At 63.2% G+C, this 25,531-nt stretch carries 21 protein-coding genes; 12 read left to right on the top strand and 9 right to left on the bottom strand.

All coding sequences use genetic code 11. From position 1 onward, the window contains the following. Window positions 1-46 precede the first annotated feature (46 nt). The gene (gene der, locus AC3WVQ_RS13125; protein WP_034788953.1) at window positions 47-1,477 is read left to right on the top strand and encodes a ribosome biogenesis GTPase Der; all 1,431 of its coding nucleotides are present in this window, start codon (window positions 47-49) and stop codon (window positions 1,475-1,477) included. Between the two features lie 78 nt (window positions 1,478-1,555). On the opposite strand, the gene AC3WVQ_RS13120 is transcribed toward der, so the two are convergent. After that, the gene (locus AC3WVQ_RS13120; protein ID WP_090298387.1) at window positions 1,556-2,473 is read right to left on the bottom strand and encodes a sugar kinase; all 918 of its coding nucleotides are present in this window, start codon (window positions 2,471-2,473) and stop codon (window positions 1,556-1,558) included. Between the two features lie 174 nt (window positions 2,474-2,647). Between AC3WVQ_RS13120 and bglA the strand changes: the two genes are divergently transcribed. Both bglA and aac(6') read left to right on the top strand, forming a co-directional pair. After that, on the top strand, window positions 2,648-4,279 hold the full coding sequence (gene bglA / locus AC3WVQ_RS13115) for a beta-galactosidase BglA (RefSeq protein ID WP_492382795.1): 1,632 nt from the start codon (window positions 2,648-2,650) through the stop codon (window positions 4,277-4,279). Beyond that, complete coding sequence (gene aac(6'), locus AC3WVQ_RS13110) at window positions 4,279-4,743, top strand: aminoglycoside 6'-N-acetyltransferase (protein WP_090298396.1); 465 nt, start codon at window positions 4,279-4,281, stop codon at window positions 4,741-4,743. Before bglA ends, aac(6') begins: the two co-directional genes overlap by 1 nt. Before the next feature lie 13 nt (window positions 4,744-4,756). Here the strand turns inward: aac(6') and ade are convergent, their stop codons facing one another. Together ade and aptA are read right to left on the bottom strand one after the other, a co-directional pair. Further along, complete coding sequence (ade, locus tag AC3WVQ_RS13105; RefSeq protein ID WP_060528885.1) at window positions 4,757-6,454, bottom strand: adenine deaminase; 1,698 nt, start codon at window positions 6,452-6,454, stop codon at window positions 4,757-4,759. Between the two features lie 130 nt (window positions 6,455-6,584). Further along, window positions 6,585-7,910: an omega-aminotransferase AptA gene (aptA, locus tag AC3WVQ_RS13100; protein ID WP_034788948.1), complete on the bottom strand. Its 1,326-nt coding sequence runs from the start codon at window positions 7,908-7,910 to the stop codon at window positions 6,585-6,587. 264 nt (window positions 7,911-8,174) lie between these two features. On the opposite strand from aptA, the gene AC3WVQ_RS13095 reads away from it, so the two are divergent. Continuing rightward, a complete protein-coding gene (locus AC3WVQ_RS13095; RefSeq protein WP_244546797.1) occupies window positions 8,175-10,427 on the top strand; it encodes a glycoside hydrolase family 9 protein in 2,253 nt (750 codons plus the stop codon). 60 nt (window positions 10,428-10,487) lie between these two features. Continuing rightward, entirely contained in the window at window positions 10,488-11,576 is a 1,089-nt protein-coding gene (locus AC3WVQ_RS13090) for a Gfo/Idh/MocA family protein (protein WP_210336608.1), read from the top strand. Between the two features lie 44 nt (window positions 11,577-11,620). Here the strand turns inward: AC3WVQ_RS13090 and AC3WVQ_RS13085 are convergent, their stop codons facing one another. The 6 genes from AC3WVQ_RS13085 to AC3WVQ_RS13060 all read right to left on the bottom strand — a co-directional run bounded on the left by AC3WVQ_RS13085 (window position 11,621) and on the right by AC3WVQ_RS13060 (window position 17,080). Next, the gene (locus tag AC3WVQ_RS13085; protein WP_090298403.1) at window positions 11,621-12,658 is read right to left on the bottom strand and encodes a Gfo/Idh/MocA family protein; all 1,038 of its coding nucleotides are present in this window, start codon (window positions 12,656-12,658) and stop codon (window positions 11,621-11,623) included. A 190-nt stretch (window positions 12,659-12,848) separates the two neighbouring features. After that, on the bottom strand, window positions 12,849-13,193 hold the full coding sequence (locus tag AC3WVQ_RS13080) for an ArsR/SmtB family transcription factor (RefSeq protein WP_034788940.1): 345 nt from the start codon (window positions 13,191-13,193) through the stop codon (window positions 12,849-12,851). Between the two features lie 119 nt (window positions 13,194-13,312). Continuing rightward, a complete protein-coding gene (locus AC3WVQ_RS13075; RefSeq protein WP_090298404.1) occupies window positions 13,313-14,056 on the bottom strand; it encodes a HugZ family pyridoxamine 5'-phosphate oxidase in 744 nt (247 codons plus the stop codon). Window positions 14,057-14,149: 93 nt separating this feature from the next. Continuing rightward, window positions 14,150-15,199 carry a choline ABC transporter ATP-binding protein gene (choV, locus tag AC3WVQ_RS13070; protein ID WP_090298406.1) on the bottom strand — a complete coding sequence of 350 codons (1,050 nt, stop codon included), beginning with the start codon at window positions 15,197-15,199 and terminating at the stop codon, window positions 14,150-14,152. Beyond that, complete coding sequence (gene choW / locus AC3WVQ_RS13065) at window positions 15,196-16,041, bottom strand: choline ABC transporter permease subunit (protein WP_034788930.1); 846 nt, start codon at window positions 16,039-16,041, stop codon at window positions 15,196-15,198. Before choW ends, choV begins: the two co-directional genes overlap by 4 nt. Before the next feature lie 82 nt (window positions 16,042-16,123). Then, window positions 16,124-17,080 carry a choline ABC transporter substrate-binding protein gene (locus AC3WVQ_RS13060; protein WP_034788927.1) on the bottom strand — a complete coding sequence of 319 codons (957 nt, stop codon included), beginning with the start codon at window positions 17,078-17,080 and terminating at the stop codon, window positions 16,124-16,126. 249 nt (window positions 17,081-17,329) lie between these two features. Between AC3WVQ_RS13060 and AC3WVQ_RS13055 the strand changes: the two genes are divergently transcribed. The 7 genes from AC3WVQ_RS13055 to AC3WVQ_RS13025 all read left to right on the top strand — a co-directional run bounded on the left by AC3WVQ_RS13055 (window position 17,330) and on the right by AC3WVQ_RS13025 (window position 25,371). Next, a complete protein-coding gene (locus AC3WVQ_RS13055) occupies window positions 17,330-17,917 on the top strand; it encodes a thymidine kinase (RefSeq protein ID WP_060606671.1) in 588 nt (195 codons plus the stop codon). Between the two features lie 77 nt (window positions 17,918-17,994). Then, window positions 17,995-18,396, top strand: coding sequence for a c-type cytochrome (locus AC3WVQ_RS13050; protein ID WP_090298540.1), 402 nt, complete (start codon window positions 17,995-17,997; stop codon window positions 18,394-18,396). A 221-nt stretch (window positions 18,397-18,617) separates the two neighbouring features. Then, the gene (locus AC3WVQ_RS13045) at window positions 18,618-19,706 is read left to right on the top strand and encodes a coiled-coil domain-containing protein (RefSeq protein WP_060606673.1); all 1,089 of its coding nucleotides are present in this window, start codon (window positions 18,618-18,620) and stop codon (window positions 19,704-19,706) included. Between the two features lie 58 nt (window positions 19,707-19,764). Continuing rightward, window positions 19,765-20,913 (top strand): hypothetical protein, encoded by a 1,149-nt coding sequence (locus AC3WVQ_RS13040; RefSeq protein ID WP_492382794.1) that lies wholly within the window; start codon window positions 19,765-19,767, stop codon window positions 20,911-20,913. A gap of 2 nt (window positions 20,914-20,915) precedes the next feature. Further along, entirely contained in the window at window positions 20,916-22,832 is a 1,917-nt protein-coding gene (locus AC3WVQ_RS13035) for an AAA family ATPase (protein WP_090298408.1), read from the top strand. Between the two features lie 19 nt (window positions 22,833-22,851). Further along, window positions 22,852-24,141: a DUF6638 family protein gene (locus AC3WVQ_RS13030; RefSeq protein WP_060581717.1), complete on the top strand. Its 1,290-nt coding sequence runs from the start codon at window positions 22,852-22,854 to the stop codon at window positions 24,139-24,141. 3 nt (window positions 24,142-24,144) lie between these two features. Further along, window positions 24,145-25,371 (top strand): DUF2333 family protein, encoded by a 1,227-nt coding sequence (locus AC3WVQ_RS13025; RefSeq protein WP_034788906.1) that lies wholly within the window; start codon window positions 24,145-24,147, stop codon window positions 25,369-25,371. The last annotated feature ends 160 nt before the right edge of the window (window positions 25,372-25,531 follow it).

Here is a 25,531-nt window from a genome sequence, read left to right as displayed (position 1 = left end):
AGCCGCCTTGTTGGCAGCAGGGCTCCAAGCGGAAACGGATAGATCCATGAGCTTCACCGTCGCCATCGTCGGGCGTCCCAATGTCGGCAAGTCCACCTTGTTCAACCGCCTGGTCGGCAAGAAGCTGGCGCTCGTCGACGATACGCCGGGTGTCACCCGCGACCGTCGCCCGGGGGACGCCAAGTTGATCGATCTGCGCTTCCGCATCATCGACACGGCCGGTCTCGAGCAATCGGGACCCGACACGCTGCAGGGGCGCATGTGGGCGCAGACCGAGGCCGCGATCGACGAAGCCGATCTTTCGCTGTTCCTGGTTGACGCCAAGGGCGGACTGACGCCGGCAGACGAGACGCTTGCCGAAATGCTGCGCCGCCGCGGCAAGCCGGTGGTGCTGGTCGCCAACAAGTCCGAGGCGCGCGGCTCCGACGGCGGCTTCTACGATGCCTTCACGCTCGGCCTTGGCGAGCCGTGCCCGATCTCGGCCGAACACGGCCAGGGCATGCTCGATCTGCGCGACGCGATCGTCGCTGCGATCGGCGAAGACCGGGCCTACCCGCCGGAAGACGACGTGGCCGAAACCGATATCGATCTGCGCCCCACGTTCAAGGACGACGGTGAAGACGAAGAGGTGGAGACCGCCTATGACGAGACCAAGCCGCTGCGGGTGGCGATCGTCGGCCGGCCGAACGCCGGCAAGTCGACCCTGATCAACCGCTTCCTCGGCGAAGACCGGCTGCTGACGGGTCCGGAAGCCGGCATCACCCGCGATTCCATCTCGGTCGAATGGGACTGGCGCGGTCGCACCATCAAGATGTTCGACACTGCCGGCATGCGCCGCAAGGCCAAGGTTCAGGAGAAGCTCGAGAAGCTCTCGGTCGCAGACGCGCTGCGCGCCATCCGCTTTGCCGAAACGGTGGTCATCGTCTTTGATGCAACCATTCCCTTCGAGAAGCAGGATCTGCAGATCGTCGACCTCGTGCTGCGCGAAGGCCGGGCGGCCGTTCTCGCCTTCAACAAGTGGGACCTGGTCGAGGATTGGCAGGCGGTGCTTGCCGATCTTCGCGAAAAGACCGAGCGGCTGTTGCCGCAGGCCCGCGGCATCCGTGCCGTGCCGATTTCCGGTCACACCGGCTACGGCCTCGACCGGCTGATGCAGGCGATCATCGAGACCGACAAGACCTGGAACCGCCGCATCTCCACCGCGCGGCTCAACCGCTGGCTGGAATCGCAGACGGTTCAGCATCCGCCACCGGCCGTTTCCGGTCGCCGGCTCAAGCTCAAGTACATGACCCAGGTGAAGGCGCGCCCGCCGGGCTTCATGATCTCCTGCACGCGGCCGGACGCGCTGCCGGAATCCTATGTGCGCTACCTGATCAACGGTCTGCGCAACGATTTCGACCTGCCGGGCGTGCCGATCCGCATGCACTTCCGTTCGGGCGACAACCCGTACGAGTCCAAGGCGAAGAAGCGTCGCTAAAGATAAAGAGGGAGCGGAAAACCAAACAGGCTTTCCGTCTGCATCCTTCCTAAAGTTCCTGAAAAGTGACCCCGCCGCTCACGCGGCAGGCAGCTTCTCCCGCGCCACGAGCGCGCCGTGATGGCCGATGACGCCGGCAGCGACGCTTGCCGCAAAGGTGGCGGCCTGGGCTGGCTTGTCGCCCGCCACCAAGCGGGAGACGAAGGCGCCGTTGAAGCTGTCGCCGGCACTGGTCGTATCGACGACGCGCTCGACCGGGGTCGCCGGCACATGCTCAACCGGGGCATCGCCGAAGGCGAGCGTCACACCCTTCTCGCCATCCTTGACGACGAGGTTGGTGGCGCCCAGGCTCTTGTAACGGGCAATCGTCGCGTCGATCGAAGCATCGCCGAAATGGGTCATCTCGTCGTCGAAGCTCGGCATCACCAGGGTCGCGGCGCGGGCACCGTCGGTCAGCGTGCGGCGCATGCGCTCGGCATCGTCCCAGAGACGCGGGCGAATGTTCGGGTCGAAGACCACCGTCTTGCCGGCAGCCTTGGCGCGGCGCAGCTCCGACAGCAGCGTTTCTACGGCATCGGGCGCAAGGATCGCCAGCGTGATGCCGGAGAAGAGGATGAGGTCGGAGCTTTCGATCGCGCGTCGGAGGTGCTCGGCGTCGTCGGCAAGCAGCTTGGCAGCCGAGTGCGAGCGCCAGTAGGAGAAGCTGCGCTCGCCGTCCTTCAGATGGATCATATAGAGGCCTGCCGAGCGGTTCTCGATGCGGCGGACGGCCGAGGTGTCGATCGCTTTTTCCGCCATGAAGGCCAGCATCTCGTCGGAAACCGTGTCGGTGCCGACGGCGGAGCAATAGGCGACGGTCCAATCAGCAGGCATGAAGAGCCGCGCATAATAGGCGGCGTTGAACGTGTCGCCGGCATAGCCTTTGCGCAAGAGCCCGCCTTCCGCCTGCATGAGCTCGACCATGCACTCTCCGATCGCAAGCATCTTTCCGGCCAACGACTTTCCTCCTCACAAGATTTCGTCTGAGACGGGATAAGGGTCTCGATCGTTCTCGGCAAGAGATAGTTTCCGGCTGTTTGGTGGCGATCCGTGCGTGGCGGTGAATGGCGTTTACTCCGGCGCCGGTCAACGCTACACCTTTGCGCGACAGACCGTCTTCAGGGGGCTTACATGGCGTCTCGGCAGGTATCGGGTGACGATTGGTGGCGCGGTGCGGTGATCTATCAGGTCTATCCGCGCTCGTTCCAGGATACCGACGACGACGGCATCGGCGATCTCAAGGGTGTCACCCGCAGGTTGCCGCACATCGCCTCGCTCGGCGTCGATGCGATCTGGCTGTCGCCGTTCTTCACCTCGCCGCAGGCCGACATGGGCTACGACGTCTCGGATTACTGCGACGTCGATCCGATGTTCGGAACACTCGCCGATTTCGACGAGATGCTTGGCGAGGCCCATCGTCTTGGCCTGAAAGTGATCATCGACCAGGTGATCTCCCACACCGCCGATCGCCATCCCTGGTTTGTCGAAAGCCGCTCCAGCCGAACGAACGGGAAGGCGGACTGGTATGTCTGGGCCGATCCTAAGCCGGACGGCACGGCGCCCAACAACTGGCTGTCGATCTTCGGCGGACCGGCCTGGGAATGGGACGGGGTGCGCAAGCAGTATTACATGCACAACTTCTTAGGCTCGCAGCCGGACCTCAACTTTCACAATCCCGAAGTTCAGGACGCGGTGCTCGATGCTGCCCGCTTCTGGCTCGACCGCGGGGTCGACGGCTTCCGTCTCGATACGGTGAACTTCTACTTCCACGACAAGCACTTGCGGGACAACCCGCCGCTCGTGCCGGATCCGGATGCCACCAGCAACGATGCGCCCGACGTGAACCCCTACGGCATGCAGGACCATCTCCACGACAAGAGCCAGCCGGAAAACATCGCCTTCCTCGCGCGGTTCCGGGCGTTGCTTGATCGCTACGAAGGCCGCATGACCGTCGGCGAGGTGGGCGACGGCGCCCGCTCGCTGAAGACCGTGGCCGCCTATACCAGCGGCGGCGACAAGCTCAACATGTGCTATACCTTTGACCTCCTGGGGCCGGACTTTACCGCGACACATATCCGCCGCTGCGTCGAGAACTTCCAGAAGGCGGTGACCGACGGCTGGGTCTGCTGGGCCTTTTCCAACCACGACGTGACGCGCCATGTCAGCCGCTTTGCCCGCAGTGAAGCGGAGCGGGAGAGGGTGGCGCGGCTGGCGATCACACTGCTTTCCAGCCTGCGTGGCTCGATCTGCCTCTATCAGGGCGAGGAGCTGGGGCTGCCGGAGGCGGAGCTTGCTTTCGAGGATCTGCGCGATCCATATGGCATCCGTTTCTGGCCCTCCTATAAGGGCCGCGACGGATGCCGCACACCGATGGTCTGGGAGCAGGCAGCGGCCAATGCCGGCTTTACCGCCGGCAAGCCGTGGCTGCCGGTGCCCGAGGACCATCGGCGGCTTTCGGTCGACGCCCAGCAGACCGGGGACACGGTGCTCGATCACTATCGCGCGACGCTCGCCTTCCGCCGATCGCAGCCGGCACTCAGCGATGGCACGATGCGGTTCCTCGACACGAACAGCGATCTCCTGGCCTTTGTTCGCGAGAAAGACGGCGAGCGGCTGCTCTTCGTCTTCAATCTCACCCGGGAACCGCTGGAGTTTCTGGCGCCGTCGGCGGTTGAGCCCCTGGAATTGCCCGGATATCCGGCACGGCTTGAAGCCGTTAGCATCAGGGTTGCCGGACTGTCGGCCTTCTCAGGGAAGTTCTGATGCGCGTATTGTTGATGGATGGCGAAACCATCGGCCGCTGGGTCGAGATGCGTCTGGCGCTCTGGCCGGATACACCGGCGGCGGATCATCGCGCCGAAGTCGAATCCAGTCTCGCGGAGCGCGACCGCTACGCTTCGTTCCTTTGCGAGGACGAAGCCGGTGTCGCTGCCGGTTTCGCTGAAGCGTCGATCCGCCACGATTACGTTAACGGCTGCGAGACCTCGCCCGTCGGCTTCCTCGAAGGCATTTACGTCTTGCCCGCCTACCGCCGTCGCGGCGTGGCGCGCGCCCTGATCACCGCGGTCGAACGCTGGGCGACAAGCCGGGGCTGCCAGGAACTCGCCTCCGACACGGCGACCGACAATCTGAGGAGCCAAAGCCTGCACATGGCGCTTGGCTTCGAGGAGACGGAGCGCGTCGTCTATTTCCGCAAGGAACTGGCGCCCGCCGTGGCCGACAACTGAGTGCCGCCGCCAATCACCCGATCAGCATGAACTTGTCGACATCGACCAGCCCGCGATCCGAGATCTTCAGATGCGGGATGACCGGCAGCGGCAGGAAGGCGAGCTGCAGGAACGGCTCCTCCAGCGTTGCGCCGAGCGCGAAGGCGGCGTGGCGCAGGTCGTGCAGCGTGTCACGGACGCTCTCATAGGGCTCGAGGCTCATCAGGCCTGCGACCGGAAGCGCGATCTCGCCGGTCACCTTGCCGTCCTCGACGACGACGAAACCGCCCTTGATCTCGCCGAGCCGGTTGGCGGCGATCGCCATGTCCTCGTCGTTGACGCCAACGACGCAGATGTTGTGGCTGTCATGGCCGACGGTCGAGGCGATCGCGCCTTTCTTCAGCCCGAACCCCTGCACGAAGCCATTGGCATGGTTGCCGTTGACGCCGTGGCGTTCGATGACGGCGACCTTGATGATGTCGCGGCCGAGATCGACGCCGGTCTGGTTGCCGACCGCCGGCAGGCGGTAGCGGCGGTGCTCGGTGATGATCTTGCCGGGCAGAACGCCGATGACCGAGGTGTCGCCGTCTGCGACCGGAATGCCGAAGGCGCTGGCATGGACTTGGCCGGCCTTGACGCTGTCGAGCCCGACGGGGGCGACCGTCTTGCGGGTGGCAAAGAGCGCGTCGGTGACGCGGCGACCACCGGAGAACACCGTTTCGGCCTTGCAGTTTTCCAGGCTGTCGATGACCACGAGATCGGCGCGCCAGCCGGGCGCGACCAAGCCGCGGTCGCGCAGACCGAAGGCGCGGGCGGCCGAGATCGAGGCGGCGCGGTAGATCGCCAGCGGCTCGACGCCGGCGGATATCGCCGTGCGGATCATATGGTCGAGGTGACCCTGCTCGGCGATGTCGAGCGGGTTGCGGTCGTCGGTGCAGAGCGCCAGGTGCGGCGACAGCCGCTCGGTGATGATGGGCATCAGCGCATGCAGGTCCTTGGAGACCGAGCCCTCTCGCACGAGGATGTGCATGCCCTTGCGGATCTTCTCCATGGCTTCTTCAGCGCTGGTGCATTCATGATCGGTGCGGATACCGGCTGCGAGATAGCCGTTCAGGTCCTTGCCTGAAAGCAGCGGTGCGTGGCCGTCGATATGGGCGCCCTGGAAGGCATCGAGCTTGGCGAGGCAGACCGGGTCCTTGTGCACAACACCCGGAAAGTTCATGAACTCGGCAAGGCCAATGACTTTCGGATGGTGGCGGAAGGGCAGGAGACGTTCGATCGGCAGGTCGGCGCCCGACGTTTCCAGATGCGTCGCCGGCACGCAGGAGGAGAGCTGGACGCGGATGTCCATGATCGTCTCGAGTGCCGAATCCAGGAAATACTCGATGCCCTCGGTACCGAGCACGTTGGCGATCTCGTGCGGATCGCAGACGACCGTGGTGATGCCGAGCGGCAGAACGCAGCGGTCGAACTCGTGCGGGGTGACCAGCGAGGATTCGATGTGCAGATGGGTGTCGATGAACCCGGGCACGACGATGCGGCCGGTGATGTCGATTTCCTCGCGCCCCTCGTAGCTGCCGAAGGTGCCGACGATGCGGTCGCCGGAGATCGCGATGTCGGAGGCGACCAGTTCGCCAGTGACGAGATCGAAGAACTGCCCGCCCTTCAAGACGATGTCAGCCGGCTCGCGTCCGACGCCCTGATCGATATAGCGTTCCAGCGCTTCGGACATGAGGCAACTCCATTTCTTATACGCGCCCCGGATGTCTCGGCGGGACGACGCTTGGCTTCATTGTTGCGGATAAGAGTAACCCTTCCCCCGTTGCCGGGGAAAGGGTTCTGACAGTCTCGACGAGGCCTGCTTAGATATTGCTGTTGAGAACGGCGCGCAGCTTGCCGAACAGCTCGTCGATTTCTGCCTTGCTGATGATCAGCGGCGGTGACAGCGCAATGATGTCGCCGGTGGTGCGGATCAAGAGGCCGCTCTCATAGGCCTTGAGGAAGGCGGAGAAAGCGCGCTTCGTCGGCTCGCCGGCGATCGGCTGCAGCTCGATCGCGCCGATCAGGCCGAGATTGCGGATGTCGATGACATGCGGGCAGTCCTTCAGCGAGTGCAGGCCCTCTTCCCAATAGGGTGCCAACTCGGCGGCGCGGGTCAAGAGGCCCTCTTCCTTGTAGGTGTCGAGCGTGCCGAGGGCGGCGGCCGAGGCGATCGGGTTGCCCGAATAGGTGTAGCCGTGGAAGAACTCGATCATGTGCTCCGGGCCATTCATGAAGGCATCATGGATCTCGGAGGTGACGAAGACCGCACCCATCGGGATGACGCCGTTGGTGAGACCCTTTGCGGTCGTAATGATATCCGGCTTCACGTCGAAATACTGCGCGGCAAACGGCGTGCCGAGGCGGCCGAAACCGGTGATGACTTCATCGAAAATCAGCAGGATGCCGTGCTTGGTGCAGATCTCGCGCAGTTTCTGCAGGTAGCCCTTCGGCGGGATCAGCACGCCGGTGGAGCCGGCCACCGGTTCGACGATGACGGCTGCGATGGTGGAGGCGTCATGCAGCGTAACGATACGCTCGAGTTCGGTCGCGATATCGCCGCCATGCTCGGGCTCGCCGCGGGTGAAGCCATTCTGGGCCGGCAAGTGGGTGTGCGGCATATGGTCGACGCCGGTCAGAAGCGTGCCGAACATCTTGCGGTTGGAGACGATGCCGCCGACCGAAATGCCGCCGAAGTTGACGCCGTGATAGCCGCGCTCGCGACCAATCAGGCGGAAACGCGAGCCGTCGCCCTTGGCGCGGTGATAGGCGAGTGCCACCTTCAGCGCGGTGTCTACCGATTCCGAGCCAGAGTTGGTGTAGAGAACGTGGTTCATGCCCTCGGGCGCGATGTCGACCAGGCGGTTTGCCAGTTCGAAGGCCTTGGGGTGGCCGAGCTGGAAGGCCGGCGCATAGTCGAGCTCGCCCGCCTGCTCACGGATCGCCTCGGTGATCTTCGGGCGACAATGGCCGGCGTTGACGCACCACAGACCCGCCGTGCCGTCCAGTACCGTGCGGCCGTCATGGGTCGTGTAGTGCATGTCCTTGGCGCCGACGAAGAGGCGCGGTTCCTTCTTGAACTGCCGGTTCGCAGTGAACGGCATCCAGAAAGCACGCAGGTCGTTCGGCGTGTTAAGGCGGTTCGACATTCCAGTTCTCCTCGGTCTCTCTTGTCGTCCGGGCGGTGCTGCCGCCCAAATTTTTACCCTTTGGTCAAACTATCAGGGCGCCGAGGCGCGTCAAGCCTCGCACCGGTCCGCCAGACAGGTCGCGACGGGTCTTGGCGACAGCGAAATTTCGCCGCGCCGCCGGATCTTTTCTCAAGCTTAACTTGTTTGCGGCAACGCTCTGCTGCCATGGCTTGTCGGCTCCGTGGCGCCTTTTGGGTGGCCGGCGAGTTCGGAGTTGGAAACGTGTCGAGGTTCGGGATAGCACACGCGGCGATTGCCGTGCTCTTCCTGCCGGGCCTGGCAAAGGGCGCCGAACTGATTGCTGACGGCCACTTTGACAAAAGACAGGACACGTTCTGGGCGAGCGACGGGCTGGCGTTCGCGCGCGAGAACGGCCGGCTTTGCGTCGAGGTTGCGCGGGGCGGTGAAGCCTGGAGCCAACTCATCGGCACCAATGGCTTGAAGCTCGAGCCCGGTCGCATCTACCGTTTGTCGATGAGGGTGATCGCCGAGCCGGCGCGCAGCGTCCAGGCAAGGGTGCAGCGCGCCGCCGATCCCTGGACCATGGTGGACGAATTCACGATGGAAGGCACGCCGGAGGGCAGCCTTTTTTCGGCGGAGTTCGCGGGGCAGGAGCCGGACGAAGCGCAGCTCGTTTTTCCGCTTGGCGGCGGCGAGGGCGGCCGTGTCTGCCTCGACGACGTCTCGCTGGTGGCGACCGGGGCTTCCTCGCCGGCGGCGCGGCGGGCGGCCGAAGGGCCGGCCATTCGCGTCAACCAGCTCGGCTACCTGACGGATGGCCCGAAGCGGGCGACCTTCGTCGCCGATGCGAAACAACCCATCGATTTTCGACTGTTGGATTCTGCGGACAGGATCGTCGGCAAGGGCAAGACGCAGCCCCACGGTTTCGATCCGACGGCCGGGGTCGAGACGCAGGTTGCGGACTTCTCGGCGTTCAAGACGCCGGGCGACGGCTATCGACTGGTGTCCGGCGACTGGGCAAGCGACCGCTTTTCGATCGGCGAGGATCTCTACACGCGGTTGCGGGTCGATGCGCTATCCTGGTTCTACCCGCAAAGAAGCGGGATCGAGATCAGGGGGGCGATCGCCGGCAAGGCCTATGCCCGATCGGCCGGCCATGTCGGCGTCGCGCCGAACCAGGGCGACAAGGCGGTTCCGTGCCTTGGCGGCGCGCAGGCCGAGGCGCTCTACGGCGGCTGGTCCTGTTCCTACCAACTGGACGTGACCGGCGGCTGGTATGACGCGGGCGACCACGGCAAATATGCGGTGACCGGAGCGCTGGCTGCTGCGCAACTGCTTGCCGCCTACGAACGCGGCCTGACGTTTGCGCCCAAATCGGCGGTGATGCGCGACGGGCTGTCGCGCATTCCGGAAAACGGCAATGGCCTTCCGGATATTCTCGACGAGGCGCGCTGGGAGCTGGAGTTCTTGCTGCGGATGATGGTCCCGGATGGAGAACCGCTCGCCGGCATGGTGCACCACAAGATCCACGATACGGCCTGGACCGCCGCACCGATGCTGCCGGGCGACGACCCGCAGCCGCGCGCGCTTTACCGCCCCTCGACCGCGGCGACGCTCGATGTTGCGGCGGTGGCTGCCCAGGGCGCGCGGCTCTTTGCCGAGCATAACCCGACATTTTCTGCGCGGCTGCTTTCGGCGGCGCGCAAGGCGTGGGTGGCGGCGAATGCCAATCCGGCGCTCCTTGCCCCCAAGTCCGATGGGTTCGGCGGCGGCGGCGACTACGACGACGACAGCATTTCCGACGAGCTTTTCTGGGCGGCGACCGAGCTTTATCTGACGACCGGCAACGGCGAATATCTCAAGACCCTGCGGGCCTCGCCGCTCTGGGAGGCGGATGTGTTTTCGCCCGGCGGCGCTTTCAACTGGCGCGACGTTGCCGGCTTCGCGCGGCTGCAACTCGCCCTTTATGGCAGGGCGCTGCCGGCGGTCGATCAGGAAACGATCCGCAATTCGGTGCTCACGAGCGCTCAGCACCTGCTGTCGCTGCAACAGGCGGAGCCATTCGGTATCGTCTACCGGCCGAACGAGCGCCGCTACGACTGGGGATCGAACCAGTTGATGCTGCAGAACATCGTCGTGCTGTCGGCCGCCTATGATCTCTCCGGCGACAGGGTCTTTCTCGACGGCGCGCGCGAGGGCATGGACTACATCCTCGGGCGCAATGCGATGGGGCTTTCCTACATAACCGGCTATGGCAGCCGCTCGCCGCAGAACCAGCACAGCCGCTGGTATGCCCGTCAGCGCGATCCGCAGCTGCCAAATCCGCCCGTCGGTTCGCTTGCCGGCGGTCCGAACTCGACCTTTGTCGACGACATCGCCAGGGAGCGGCTGCGCGGTTGCGCGCCGCAAACCTGCTATGTCGACGATATCGAAGCCTATGGGTCCAACGAAATCGCCATCAACTGGAATGCGCCGCTCGTTTACGTCGCGTCGTTCCTGGCTGACGCGCGATAGGAGACTGAAAGCGTGACCGGGATTGCCTTTGTCGGAACCGGCTTCGTCGCCGACTATTACATGACGACGCTTGCCAACCATCCGGAGCTGCGGCTCACCGGCGTCTGGGACCGCGATGCCGAGCGCCTCGACGCGTTCGCACGCTACTGGAAGGTTTCGCCCTATGCCTCGCTCGACGCCGTGCTTGCCGATCCCGCGGTGTCGATCGTCGTCAATCTGACGACGCCGGAGAGCCACTATACCGTAAATTGCCGGGCGCTTTCGGCCGGAAAGCACGTCTATTGCGAAAAGCCCCTGGCGATGACGGTGGAGCAGGCGAGCGAACTCGTCGACCTGGCAAGGGCCAAGGGGCTTGTTCTGGCCGGTGCACCGGCCAATGGGCTCAGCGACGCGCAGGCGCTCTGCGCCCGTCTGCTTGCGGACGGTGCCATTGGCACGCCGCGGCTTGTCTATGCCGAGATGGAAGATGGCCCGGTGTTCAAGGCCAACTGGCGCGCCTGGCGCAGCCGCTCGGGCGCCCGCTGGCCGGGCGTGCATGAGTTCGAGGTCGGCTGCACGCTCGAACATGCGGGTTATGCAGCAAGCTGGCTTGTCTCGCTCTTCGGCCCGGTCGCCGAAGTCAGTGCCGTCTCGGCGCTGACCTTTCCGGACAAGGGGCCGGGAACCGAGACGCTGGCGCTCGGGCCCGATTTTTCCGTGGGTTGCCTGACGTTCCGCTCCGGCCTGACGGCGCGGGTCACCTGCGGCCTGGCGGCGCCGCGCGACCGCTCGCTGACGATCATCGGCGAAAAGGGCATGATCGCCGTTCGCGATCTCTGGGACGATCGCTCGCCGATCCATCTGGAGATCTTCGGGGCGAAGCGGCCGCTCCTGCATCGCGGGCTCGACTGGCTGGAGTGGAAACTCGGTCGCAAGCTTCCGCTTCGGCTCTATCCCGGAACCAAGATGCGCTATCCGACGGCGCCATCGGCAAGTGCGCTTCCGGCCTTTCCGTCGCAGATCGATTTCGTGCGCGGCATTGCAGTGCAGGCGCAGGCGCTCAAAGGCGGCGAAACACCGTTTTTCTCCGGCGCGACGGCGCGACATCTGACGGAGGTGGTGTTGGCGCTCAACGGCGGCTGGCGGGACTACCGTCCGCTCGACCTCTAGAGGCGCAGCGTCGGCCACGTTTTGCGTTCCGTTTCGAGGTAGAACTAGCCTGCCTCAGGTGTCCTTGAGCGGACCGTCTCGATGATTTCCAGGGCCTTTATGCTGGCCGATAGCGGCATCAACGGATGTTCGCTGCGGCCATCGATAATCGCCGCGCTTGCCGCCTCGATCTCGAATTGCAGGCCGCTCCCGGGGAAGTGATGATCGTGGCGGGTAAGGCCGGGCAGGGGGATATGCCGGGCCAGCCGGTAGGCCGTTTTTCCGTTTAAAGCCAGTAGCTTGCGCGCCGCGCCGCCGGTGGAAACGAAGAGGCGGCTTGCCTTCAGAAACGGCGTGTCGATAACCAGCGTGCCGCGCTCGCCCTCGATAACGAAGCGATTGTGCCCGTTTCGATCGAAGCCGCAGCCGAGTTCAGCGTCAAAGCCGTCATAGGCCAGCTTGATCTTGGCTGAACTGTCGACGCCGGTCGGCGCGCGCTTCCATGTGCCATCGACGGACCCGGGGTGCCCGAACAGATTGAGGCAAAGGGCGATCGGATAAATGCCGAGGTCGAGCATCGACCCGCCGCCGAGCACCGGATCGAAGAACCGGCTGCCGGCATCGAACGCTTTCTCGTAGGCGAGGTCCGCCCGGACATGGCGGATCGCGCCGAGCGTTCCGGCCGTGAGCAGTTCGCGACCCCTGGAAATCGCCGGAAGGAAACAGGTCCACAACGCTTCCATGGCGAAGGTGCTGCCGGCGGCAGCGGCGTTTGCAAGCGTGCGCGCGTCGGACGACGACGTCGTCAGCGGCTTTTCGACGAGAACGGCTTTGCCGGCGGCCAAGGCGAGGGTGGTCTGTTGAAGGTGCTCAGCATTGGGTGAGGCGACGTAGATCGCGTCGATATCGGGAGAGGCCGCCAGTGCCTCGATGCCCTGATAGCCGCGGATGCCGCCGAAACGCCCAGCGAAGCTCTCGGCCTTCTGCGCGCTGCGGGACGAGACGGCGACGAGGCTCGCATGGGTTGCGAAGCGGAAGTCCGAGGCAAGACTGTTTGCGATCGTGCCGGTTCCGGCGATGCCCCAGCGGACCTTGTCACGCATATCCCGATGTCCGCTTTCCGGCTGATTCTGTCGCGGCGCATCGTGCCCCGGAAGTCTCAAGGCTCGGTAAATGCCAGCAAGCGCCGGCACCTTTCGCGTGCAAACTGGGAAGACTATCCGCCAAAGAATAAGCCCCGCGCGATTTCTCGTGTGGGGCTGTCCGAACGGGTCCGCAGATGCGGACCGAATATCAGGCCGATTTACGGACCGGAGTCTTTTCTGCAGTGGCGCTCTGGTCGTCACCGTAGATTTGATTGAGCGTGCCTAGAATCCGCATGACCGCGTCGGATGAGCTCGAATAGTAAATCGTCTGCGCATCGCGACGGGTGCTGACGAGATTCTGAGCACGGAGCTTAGAAAGATGCTGGGAGAGAGCCGACTGGCTCAGCCCAACCTTGTTGGCCAATGCGCCGACTGCCATCTCTTCCTTCACGAGGGAATCGAGGATGAGGAGGCGCTTAGGATTTGCCATGGCCGAGAGGAAACCGGCTGCTACCTCGGCTTCATCGTGTTTTTCAGGCGAAAGTGGCTGCATTGCGTGCTCCATGCGAAAATTACATCACACGTAGTTATGGTTGACGAAGCAAGATAATTAGTCGTGATGCATAAAAGGGCAACCACCTACTGCAAGAAATGGGGGTAGCTCTCCAGCGATTAACCGTTAAGTTCACGCAAAATTGCCCGTAAATTGGAACTATCTTCGATAGGTGTCGGGAACTCAAGGCGTTTTAGCTGATCGCCATCTGCAAGATCGAGCCCCGCGGCGTCGATACCCACGACTTTCCAGTTGCCTTCCGGTGCCTTGCAGAGCTTCACCGCATAGCGCTGAACTGCGTCAGAATGATCCGTATTCATGTGATCGATCGCGTTCGCCTCCATCGCGGCGAGCGAGGCGATGGCAGGCGTGTCAATCAGAAGGTCTTCGGCGGTCAAGACATAGGCGCGGCCGAAGCCGCCGTTGAGGCTGGCACGCAGCGGCGACAGCCGGAAGAAGCCGAAATCGGGAAAATCGACGTAAAGTTTCGCCTTGGGGTGGCGGCGGACGAATCGCTCGCGGATTCGGCTATGTTCTTCGCTGTCGCGCGCAACCTGTTCGGCGGTACATTGCACGGTCAGGCGAGGATGGGCGAGGGGGTCGCCCTTGCCAGGCTCGCCGGTCAGGAGCGAGGCCCTGGCGTCGGCCAGCAGCGCCTGCGTGTGTGTCGACAGTTTCGAGATCAGGATGACAGGCACCCCGTCGACATCCATGCCGACGAGCACGCGGCTGACGAAGGGGAAGCCGCCGCTCTCCGGCTCGATCGCCGCAAGCGATGCGCTGCGCGCGCCCCGCAGAAGCGTGCGGGCCAGCGTGCGGGCTTCGTCATCGGTGTCGCGCAGAACGTTCGGCTTGTCGCTCATGGTCTTTCCCTTTTCCTGCCATGCGGTCGTCGCCGGGACGAAAAAAGCCCGGAACGACGCTCCGGGCTTTTATTGGCTTGTTGAGCGGCTTCGTCAACTTTTGTTGCGGTGGCGCGTCAGTCCCTGGACGATATCCTGGGCGTCGATGGTGCCGACCACGGAACCGTTGTCGACGACCCCGATGCTGCCCGGCTGGCGGGACATGGCGTCGAGGATGTCGACGAGCGGTGTCGTGGGCTTGGCCGTCGCGGTCACGCCGGCAACAGTCACTCCGCGCTGGACACCGGTCTGCATGACGTCTTTCGCCGTCAGCATGGTGATCGGGTTCATGTGCTGGACGAAATCGGCGACATACTGGTTCGCCGGGTTCTTGACGATATCTTGCGGCGTGCCGCACTGGATGATGCGCCCGCCCTCCATGATGGCGATGCGGTTGCCGATACGGAAGGCCTCGTCGAGATCGTGGCTGACGAAGATGATGGTCTTCTTCAGCCGCCGCTGGAACTCCAGCAACTCGTCCTGCAGGCGGGTGCGGATCAAGGGGTCGAGGGCCGAGAACGGCTCGTCCATCAACAGGATCGGTGCACCGGTCGCAAAGGCGCGGGCAAGCCCGACGCGCTGCTGCATGCCGCCCGAAAGCTCGTTGACCTTGCGACCCGCCCATTTCGAGAGATTGACGAGTTCGAGCTGTTCGCCGACGCGCGCCTTGCGTTCGACGTCCGGCATGCCGGCAAGCTCAAGCCCGAAGCCGACATTGTCGGCGACGGTGCGCCAGGGCAGAAGCGCGAACTGCTGAAACACCATCGAGACCGTGTGCATGCGGAAGTCGCGCAGCGACTTCGGATTGGTTCGATAGGGATTGAGCGCACCATTTGCGGTCTTCACCTCGACGTCGCCCCGCACGACCGGGGCAAGGCCGTTGACCGCGCGCAGCAGCGTCGACTTGCCGGAGCCCGAAAGCCCCATCAGCACGAGGATCTCGCCCTCGGTGATTTCGAGCGAGGCGCCGGCAACGCCGAGCACGAGGCCGGTTTCGGCGCCGATCTCGTCGCGGGTCTTGCCCTGGTCGACCATCTGCAGCGCGACTTGAGGGTTGTTGCCGAAGATGATGTCGACATTCTTGAAAACGACGGCGTTGGTCATGCGCCTTCTCCTTCGTCGGACGAGCGGAAAAGGCGGTCGAGAATGATCGCCAGGATGACGATGCAAAGGCCGGCTTCGAAGCCCTTGGCGATGTTGACCGTGTTCAAGGCTCTCACGACCGGAACGCCGAGACCGCTGGCGCCGACGAGCGCGGCGATAACCACCATCGACAGCGACAGCATGATGGTCTGGGTGAGGCCAGCCATGATCTGCGGCATGGCAAAGGGCAGCTCCACCTTGCGCAATACCTGGCCGGGCGTCGCGCCGAAGGCCTGTGCGGCTTCCACCAGCGACGGCGGCGTCGAGATGATGCCGAGGCGCGTCAGCCGGATCGGTGCGGGAATGGCGAAGATCACGGTCGCGATCAGACCCGGAACCATGCCGAGGCCGAAGAGGATCAGCGCCGGGATCAGATAGACGAAGGTCGGGATCGTCTGCATCAGGTCGAGGATCGGCCGCATGACGGCGTAGACCCATGGGCGACGGGCGGCTGCGATGCCGAGCGGCACGCCGACGGCCATGCTCACGGCGGTGGCAGCGAGCACAAGCGCCAGGGTTTCCGTCGTTTCCTTCCAGTAGCCCTGGTTGATAATCAGGAGCAGGCCCAGGCCGGTGAACAGCGTTATGCCGATCGAACGGCGGAACCACCAGGCGAGCCCGGTGATGACGGCGACGACGATCAGCGGGTGCGGGGCATAAAGCACCCAGAGCAGCGAGTCGGCGACGGCCTGAAGGAAGCGGGCGAGCTGGTCGAAGAAGAAATCGAAATTCGTCGTCAGCCAGTCGACGAATGCCTTGGCCCAGCCGCCGATGGGGATGCGGTTATCGGTCAGATATTCCACGAAGGTAATCCGTCTCGTCAGGTCAAAAAGGAGCGCATGACGCGGTGAAAAAAGGCGGGGTCATTCCCCGCCTTGATGCCGATCAGAGGCCGAGCGCGGCCTTGACTGCGGCCAAGCCGTCGCCGCCATCCTTGGCGGTCACGCCGGCGAGCCACGGATCGACGGCAGTCGGGTTGGCCTTCAGCCATTCCTCGGCCGCCTTGTCCGGCTCCTGGCCGTCGTTCAGGATCTTGCCCATGATCTCGTTTTCCATCTGGAGCGAGAACTTGAGGTTGGTCAAAAGCTTGCCGACGTTGGGGCACTCGGTGGTGTAGCCGGCACGCACATTGGTGAAGACTTCCGCGCCGCCGAAATTGGCGCCGAAGATGTCGTCGCCACCCGAAAGATAGGTCAGCTTGAAGTTGGCGTTCATCGGATGCGGTTCCCAGCCGAGGAAGACGACCGGCGCGCCGTCCTTTTCGGCACGGGCGACCTGCGCCAGCATGCCCTGCTCGGAGGATTCGACCACTTCGAAGCCCTTGAGGCCGAAGGTATCCTTGTCGACCATGTCGATGATCAGGCGGTTGCCGTCATTACCCGGCTCGATGCCGTAGATCTTGCCGTCGAGTTCGGTCTTCTTGGTGGCGATATCCTTGAAGTCCTTGATGCCGAGCTCGGCGCCCTTGGCGTTGGTCGCCAGCGTGTACTTGGCACCGACCAGGTTCGGCCCGAAGGATTCGACCGACTTGTCGTCGAGGAAGGGACGAACATCGTTTTCCTGGGTCGGCATCCAGTTGCCGAGGAAGACGTCGATGTCCTTGTTCTTGAGCGAGGTGTAGGTGACCGGAACCGAGAGAACCTTGATGTCGGTCTGGTAGCCGAGGCCCTTTAGAACGGTGGAAACGGTGGCAGTGGTTGCGGTGATATCCGTCCATCCGACGTCGGAGAAACGGACGGTGCCACAGCTTTCCGGCTCGGCAGCTGCAGCCTGCTGAGCGGTGATGGCGACGACCGAAACGGCGCCTGCCAGTATCAGTTTGAGAGAGAGTCGTTTTTTCATCGTTGTCGTTCCCCTGCCTCGATTATTGTTTTAGCCAAACACCATTGGATAGCGAATTCAAGCGCTTTGATGTCGGAGGAAGTGTATTGCGTCAATATGCTGGCGGGGTGCACGATGCGACGCTCGATGTCGCAATGTCCACGAAATAGTCTAGTCCGCCGAAAAACTGTGGGTGCTGCAAACGGGCTCTGGCCTTCCCGGCCAAGCCTCGTCATTACCCAAAAAACGGAAAAACCGGACGCGGTGACTATGGCCAAACTCTATTTCAGCTATGCGACGATGAATGCGGGCAAGAGCACGATGCTCCTGCAAGCCTCCTACAACTACCAGGAGCGCGGCATGCGCGTGGTGATGCTGATCGCCGCCCATGACGACCGGGGCGGCGTCGGCCGCATTTCCTCGCGCATTGGTCTTGGTGCGGACGCCATTCCCTTTCACGGCGACGACGATCTCTACGGGCTGATCGATCGGTTGCACTCGGATGGCGAAGGCGAGATCGCCTGCATCTTCGTCGACGAGGCGCAGTTCCTCAATGAGGGGCAGGTCTGGCAGCTCGCCCGTGTCGCCGACCGCATCGGCATTCCGGTCATGGCCTATGGTCTGCGTACGGATTTCCAGGGCAAGCTGTTTCCGGGCTCGATGGCGCTGCTGGCGATTGCCGACGAGCTGCGCGAGGTGCGCACCATCTGCCATTGCGGCCGCAAGGCGACGATGGTCGTGCGCCTGGACGGTGAGGGCAGGGTCGCGCGCGAGGGCGCCCAGGTCGAGGTTGGCGGCAACGAGAAATATGTCTCCTATTGCCGGCGCCATTGGGACGACCTGATGCGCTGCGAGTGAGTGCGGCGTCGTGGCGGCTTGAAACCGCCACGCGCGCGATGCCATTCTTCGCCTCTATCGCACGCCAGGGGTCTTCGATGTTGCGTCTCGTCACCAGCCTTTCCATCACGCTCTGTCTTGGCACGCTCTGTCTTGGCGCAACGGTCGCGCATGCCGGCGGCGACGCTACGGCTGGCGCTGCCGTCTTTCGCAAATGCGCGGCCTGTCACACGGCAAGCGAGCCGACAAACCGCGTCGGCCCAAGCCTCATGGGTGTCGTCGGACGCCCGGCCGCATCCGTCGCCGACTACAACTACTCCGATGCAATGAAGGCCTTTGGCGCTGAGGGTCGCGTCTGGGACGAGGCGACGCTGAGCGAATACCTGCTGAGCCCCAAGGCAATGGTCGGTGCCACCAAGATGGCCTTTGCCGGTCTGAAGAAGCCGCAGGACATCGCCGACGTGATTGCCTACCTGAAGGCGCCGCCGGCTGCCAAATAGGGACGACGCAAACCCCGGACGGAAAGCCGTTTCCCATCTTTCCTGGACCTGCGCGCGGCAATGCCGTCGATATCTCAAGCACTTCGCTGTGGTGGCTGATCAAAAAGCTGCCGGGAAAGGCTTGTTCTCTTTCGGTAAACACCCTTTATATAACTGCAATCGAAGGCTGAATAATTCAGCCGGGCTGGCGGATATCGCCACGGTGGACCGAGGGGCAGGGCATGGCGACTCTTCAGAATTTTGACGCGGAGATCGAAAAGACGAAGGGCGTGGTCGAGCAGATGCGCGGCAAGCTCGAACAATCAGGTGTCGTGCTCGAACAGTTCGCCAAGGCCGAAACCAAGCTCGGCGACGTCAATTTCGACATCGAGAATGCCCGCATCCAGGACGTGATCAACCAGCAAAAGGTGATGGAAGCCAACATCGCCGACCTGATCATCGGCCTGGAAGACGCGACCAATGTCTTCGGCTCCGAATTCGAGAGCATGAAGAACTATACGGGCTACGAGAAGTTCATCGGCATCTTCTCCAAGCAGAAGATGCAGCGCATGCGCACCGACCGCGTGCGCAACATGTCGCTTGCCGGCAACCTGCAGGAACTGCTTTCCAAGTCCGACATGATCGTCGGCATCCTCAAGGAACAGAAGTCGATCCTCGACCAGCGCTACAAGACTTCGGAGCAGAGCCTGATCCAGGTGATCGAGCGCCGCAAGGGCACGATGGCGAACCTCGAAGCGGTGCAGAAGCGCATCGAGGAACTGAACCCGCTGCTGCTCGACATCGAAAACCGCATCGCCGCCTCGACCGAGCAGAAGGTGCGCACCGAGCTCGAAGGCGAGCGCTCCGCGCTTGCGACCGAATATAACGAGAAGCAGGCCAAGGAGCAGGAACTGCTGGCCGAGAGCCAGACGCTCGAGCGCTATACCTCGATGTTCCAGACCTTCGTCGATTCGCTCAACAACCAGATCGCCGCGCAGAACACGCTGATCAACAAGCTGACGATCGATACGGAGCAGCGCATCGTGCTCTACAAGGCGCTGGAAGATTCGCTGAAGACCGCCGCCCAGCAGGACGTCGCGCACAAGATCAACACGCTCGGAAGCCAGGTCGACACGGCCGCCGAGGAGACGATGGCCGGCATCGGTGCCGCAGCGCAACGCCACATCGGCGATCTCCTGGAAATGCATGAAAAGAACATGCTTTCAACGCAGGATATCCAGCGCCGCAAGAAGCTGGCAGACGATGCCTTTGCCCGCCGCTTCCAGGCTGTCATGGACAAGCACAACACTGCCAATTACGTGAAGCAGTGAACGGGCGGCGCATGATCCGAACCGAGTTTGCCTTTCGGCACGCGCCACGGGGATTTGCATGAAGGTCGCGGCTTCATCCGCTGTCGCACAGTATTTCGCGTCGATCCACGCGGCACTCGCCGGGCTTGAGCTCTTTCTCGGCGACCGCAACTCGCCGCTCTATCGCAACACCGTCGACGGTGAAGTGATCGTTCCCTATCTTGGTCGGTTGAAGGCCTCGATCGACTGCTGGGAGAACCGGATCGGCTTCGTCGACCAGTTCCGGATTTCGCGCGCCGAAAGCGGCTTTCCGGTCTTTCAGAACGTGCTGGAACTGGAGAACGATCGCCAGACGGCGACGAAGCGCCTGGCCGATATTCCATCGGCCGATGCGCTGCGCGACGAGATGGTCGACTTCATCCTGCGCCAGAAGGCGTTTCCGGAAGCGCTGCAGACGCGCATGGCCGAGCGGCTCTATCTGGAGCAGATCGGCAAGGGCGAGATCTTTTCGCCGTTCATCCTGCCGGAGACCATCCGTGTCGCCGTCAATTCCAAGACGATGCGGCCCTATTACATCGTGAGCTGGGGCGCCTTCGACGGAGCCAATACTCTGCCGATGGTCTACATGGCGACGATCGAGGATTCCTCGGAAAAGATCGTCGACATGCTGGTGACCGCTGATGGCAAGCTCAACCCGCAGGTGGAAATTCCTCTGCCGGTTGGCGGCCTGCTCAATCCGGAGCTTGCCAGCCGCTTCGACGACTTTGCGTCCAAGAACAGCAGCTATTCGCTGACACCGGTGACGATCGCCACCAATCTCGACAAGGATTTTGACGAGCTGCATCCGAAGCAGTTGCGCCGCATCGTGCTCGGGCCGTTCTACTCGGCCGGGATCACCGAGAATAATGCGCGCATCAACGATATCCTCTCGAAGGTACGCAAGACCGAGAACGCCTGGCTTCTGACTTGGACGGTGCAGGAGGTCTTCTCCAAGTCGGAGCGGCCGGCCAAGCGCGGCTTCTGGTCGTCGACCCCGGCGCAGGAAGAATTCCACATCGACACCGCCAATCTGGAAGCGACGCGCATGGGGGTTTCTTCCTACGAGAAGCACGCGCTGGTGCCGCACGACGCCTATCAGGCGCTCTATGCCGCCGGCGAGGCGGAACAGGTGTTCGGCGACTACAAGGTGCACGTCATTTCGGGCAATCAGGTCGTGAGCGAGGTTTGACGATGACACTCAATACGGGGCTGACGACGCTGCACGAGGACGACATCGCCAAGCACCAGGCGGTGGCGCAAGGGTTGGTGACGAAGCTCATCATCCTGGAGCGGGAAGATGCCGCCGCCGGAACGTCGCTTGCCGGCACCGGCCGGCGCTTCGTGTCGACAGTTTCGACTGGCGGCCAGCGGCGCACGCGCGAGGTGGAGCTGACGAAGACGATCCAGTCGGTGCGCCAGGGCGACCCGATGTTCTCTCCGGCCCAGCACGCCGTGCTCTACCGGACGCGCCGCGGCATCCAGGTGGCGCTGGCCGTTGCCGATGTCTTTGCCCGCCAGACGAGCCTCGAACAGCTGCAGGCGAAGAACGCCACCTCGCCGCTTGGCGGAGAGGAGGCGAACCAGTTCAAGGCGCTGCTGTCGGCTTCGGCTTACGTCGCGGCCTTCACACTCGCTGCCTATCTCGGCGCGACCCTGGCGGGCGAGGGCGAGCCGGTCGACGATGCTGTCGAGCCCGACTTTCTGTTCGACTCGCCGCAGGACGCGCTGAAGAGCCTGATTTCGGCGCTCGATCGCGGTCTTGCCGGGGCCCCCGATGATCTGGCGCTGACCGCCCGGGCGCGGGCCTTCTCGCGGGTGGCGATCGAAGGGCTGATTGCCCGCAAGGCGCGCTTTACCGGGCTGCAGAGCTTCGAGACCGTGCATATCCGGCTCGACCAGGACGATTTTACGCTGAACGGTTTGGACGTCGCACCCGGCCAGAAGCGCAAGCCACTGGTCATGACCTTCAAGAAGCCCGAGGAGATCATCGGCAACCACATCGCCAAGTATCAGGCGCTGAAGCTTGCCAAGATGCTGATGGCCTACGACTTCGACCGGCAGATGAACCCGTTCGTCGAGCTCGGCGGCTTCCTCTTCACCTTCATCGGCGACGGCATGCCGGGCACCGGCAAGACGATCCTGATCCAGATGCTGGCCGGCATGCTCAACGATTATTGCGAGATCGCCGGCTACGCCTTCCACTACGAGAACTTCGGCGTCGACCAGATCTCCTCCTATCAGGGCAAGTCCGGGCAAAACTGCAAGGAGTTCGTCAACAACGTCATCAATCCGCGGGCGATCGGTTTCGGCACGATCGACGATGTCGACCAGGTGGCAGCCAAGCGCTCCGACGATCGAGCCTCTGCCGGCCAGCACGAGGTGACGGCGGTGTTGATGGAGAGCTTTGCCGGCGCCTCTACCGTGGTGCGCGGCAACTGCACCTTCGGCATGTTCTCCAACTACCCGGAGAATGTCGACGACGCGCTGCGCCAGCGCGCTGGCGCCCGCTGGCTGGTCGACGGGCCGCAGACCGAAGACGACTACATCGACATCTTCGCGCTGCTCGTCGGCAAGAACCACAAGATCCCGCTTGGCGAGCACCAGCTTTTCGAGGGGCAGGAGATCAAACGCGCGGTTGCTCAGTCCTATGCTGAGCACGCGCGACCGAAGGAAGATGGCCTCGTCGCTGTCTGGGAGCGTTACGAGAAGGAGAAGGGCGCGATCGCCTCGCTTGCCGATGTCGGCGCCTATCTGCACATGATCAAGGAGGCCGAGCCGCGCTTTACCGGTCGGGCGATCAAGAACATCACCGACGCGATCAAGCTGAGAGCAATGGACGTGGAACTGCCGGATGACTGGTTCAAGGACGCCGGCTCCTTCATGCACAAGGGCTATGACGAGAAGAAAGCGATGATCGAGGCGCTGCGGGGTCCGATCACCATCGACATGGTGCTGCAGGAGATCAACCGCTACGCCGACAGCGAATTCCGCTACACCGACAAGTCGGACGATGCCGCCGTCACCGACATCATCCGCCGCGAGCGCCAGCGCGAAAAGGCGATCCGCGAGATCGAGGCGATGAAACGCGACGGCCGGTGGCAGGGGTGATGCTAGGAAAAACTGACCGATGAAACGCCTGCTTGAAGCGGAACTCATCTATGGACGGCTGCTCGATATCTCCGAGCCGCATCTGATCGCGCGCTACAACAAGGCGCTCGAAGGGTTTGGCCTGCGACCGACGGCTCTGACCCAGTTCAGCATCGACATGACCGGCTTTTCGCCCGAGATCGCCGAGGAACTGGGGGATCGTGACTACCTCGATCCGAACCGGGTCAACCGCCGCTTCATCATCATGACGCCGGAGCAGGCGGAGCTGCCGGTCGTGCATACGAGCTTTTCCAACACGGCCGCGCTGATGCACGAGTTCTTCAACGCCAACAGCCGTGCGATCAACGCGATTACCATCAAGGATGCGCTCTATGGCGAGATCGAGGATTCGGTCTCGGTCGTAAACGACATCGACGATCTCTTGTCGATCAACGAGGTGCGGTTCCGGGTGCTTTCGGCCGAGGACATGCTCGGCAAGGCGGCCGAACTGCGTGGTCTCGTCGACCGCTTGAAGAAGGTGCCGACGGCCTGGGCCGACGACGAGATGCTGACGCGTATGGTCGAGCTTGCCAAGCAGACCGGCGATATCCGCCAGAACGCACTGGTGCCGGATCAGCTCGTCTTCCATCACGAAGCCTTCTGGGCCAATCATTTCGGCGGCGTCTATGTCTTTCTCGACGACAAGACGACGACAGTCATCTGCGACCCCTCGGTGCCAGGCTTCCGCCGCTCGCGGCCCTGGCAGGTGAGCTATATCGCCATAAACGATCACGCCCGGATCTACGATTTCCTCGCCTCGACCAAGCGGCTGCAACTGCCGCAGGCCTCCTGGGTCGAGGATTCCGGGCTCTATCAGCACCGCGCAGACATGGTGGTGCGCGGGCTGATCAACGAGAGCGACCCGACGGCCGATCTTGCCAATGCCGACCGGATCTGGCTGCAGACCTGGATGCACCGATATGCCGCCGCGGTCGCAAAAGACGGCGCCTATCCGTTCCTGCAGGAGATGATCCGCACGGTCGCTGCCACCGGCACGATCAGGATGCAGGACGTGGCGCCGGCAAATCGCTTCATGTTGGTGCGCGCAGCCCCCACCCATCCGGACCAGTGGCTGGTCAACCGGTTGATATCCCAGCTCGTGCCCCGCGATTTCGTCTCGCGCTTCGTCTTCGACAAGCAAGGTTTCTACGACGCCTACGAGCGTTATAGCGAAACCTTCAAGGAGTATGTTGTGGCGACGCTGACCGGCACATATCTGAAAGACAAGGCGGCCTTCCGCCACAAGCTCTATGGGCTCAGAGAGGAATAGGACATGTTCGATCCGATCGTTGCGTTTTTCCAGCGTGTCTTCACCGCGATCGGGCGCGGCATCGGGCTCGTCGTTGCCTGGCTGCTTTGGCCCTTCGTGGCGGCGGGCAACTGGTACCGGCAGCGCAGCTGGCTGCTCAAGGGGCCGATCGGCCTCATCCTCATCGGTCTGGTCCTGTTCTACGGCTACTTCATCTGGCAGACCCAAGCCTGGACGAACTTCAACGAAGACTACATCGACCAGTACAAGCTGGCAGAACGCAAGGTGCCCGCCGGCTCGCCGATGAGCGGCCCCGGTGCGACGTCGACGGGACAATCGACGACCGGCGGCACTGCCAACAACCTTGCGGGTGTCGCGACGCAGCCGATGGAATCGACGCCGGAGGCGCTCGCGGCCGTTCAACTGCCGGCCGGCACCGTGTGCCAGACGTCGGCGATCGTCGATGTCACCGCCGACCTCATCGATTTCAATGTCAACGAGAATGCCTGGATCTCGTCGATGCTGCTCTACAAGGTCGGCCTCTTCGGGCTCGACTGGGACGACACGCCCTGGCTCGACAACAAGGCGTCGTTCCAGCGCGGGGTCAACCAGGCGATCCGCCGTACCTCCGTGGAGCTCGTCGATTCGCTCGGTCGCATGCGCGGCACCTCGGGCATCAACAACGCCCTGCAGAGCGCGCGCGGCAACATGCAGTTCGATGAAGAGACCTGGTATTTCGGGATCAACCCGTTCGGTCCGAAAACTCCGACGCCGAGCTTCTATCGCGCGGCGATGAAGGATCTGAGGTCCTTCAACACCTCGCTCAGCAAGTGTGAGGCGATTTTCGACGGCCGCTCCGATAACCTCGTCGAGTTCCTCGACCGTGTCGCCAACGACCTCGGCAATACCTCGGCGATCCTGCGCGAGCGCTCGGAAAACCACAATGGCGGCTGGTTCGACACGCGTGCGGATGACCGCTTCTGGTTCGCCTATGGCCAGCTCTACGGCTACTACGGTATCCTTTCGGCCGCCGGTGCCGACTTCGACAACGTCGTCGCCCAGCGCGGCCTGTTGCCGATCTGGACGGAAACGATCAAGCAACTGCGGGCAGCACTCCGCATCCAGCCATGGATCATCTCCAATGGCGAGGAAGCCGGCTGGATCATGCCGACGCATCTGGCGACGATGGGCTTCTATACGCTGCGCGTCCGCTCCAACATCGTCGAGATGCGCGACATCCTCGCGCGCTAAGACCGAACGGTAAGGTGGCGCCCGAGTATCCGGGCGCTGCCGATTACTTGAGTTCAAGCGGGACGCGGGTCGAAAACCGCAGACGCGTTTCCTCATCCCGCTCCGGTATCATGAACTGCGCCTTGAAAGGCGCGGGTAAAAACGAGACCCTGGGGAGGGA

This window comes from Ensifer sp. EB106-05-01-XG146, assembly GCF_058791875.1.
Note: the sequence above shows the minus strand (reverse complement) of the source record. Positions and strands in the feature narration are given on the sequence as shown.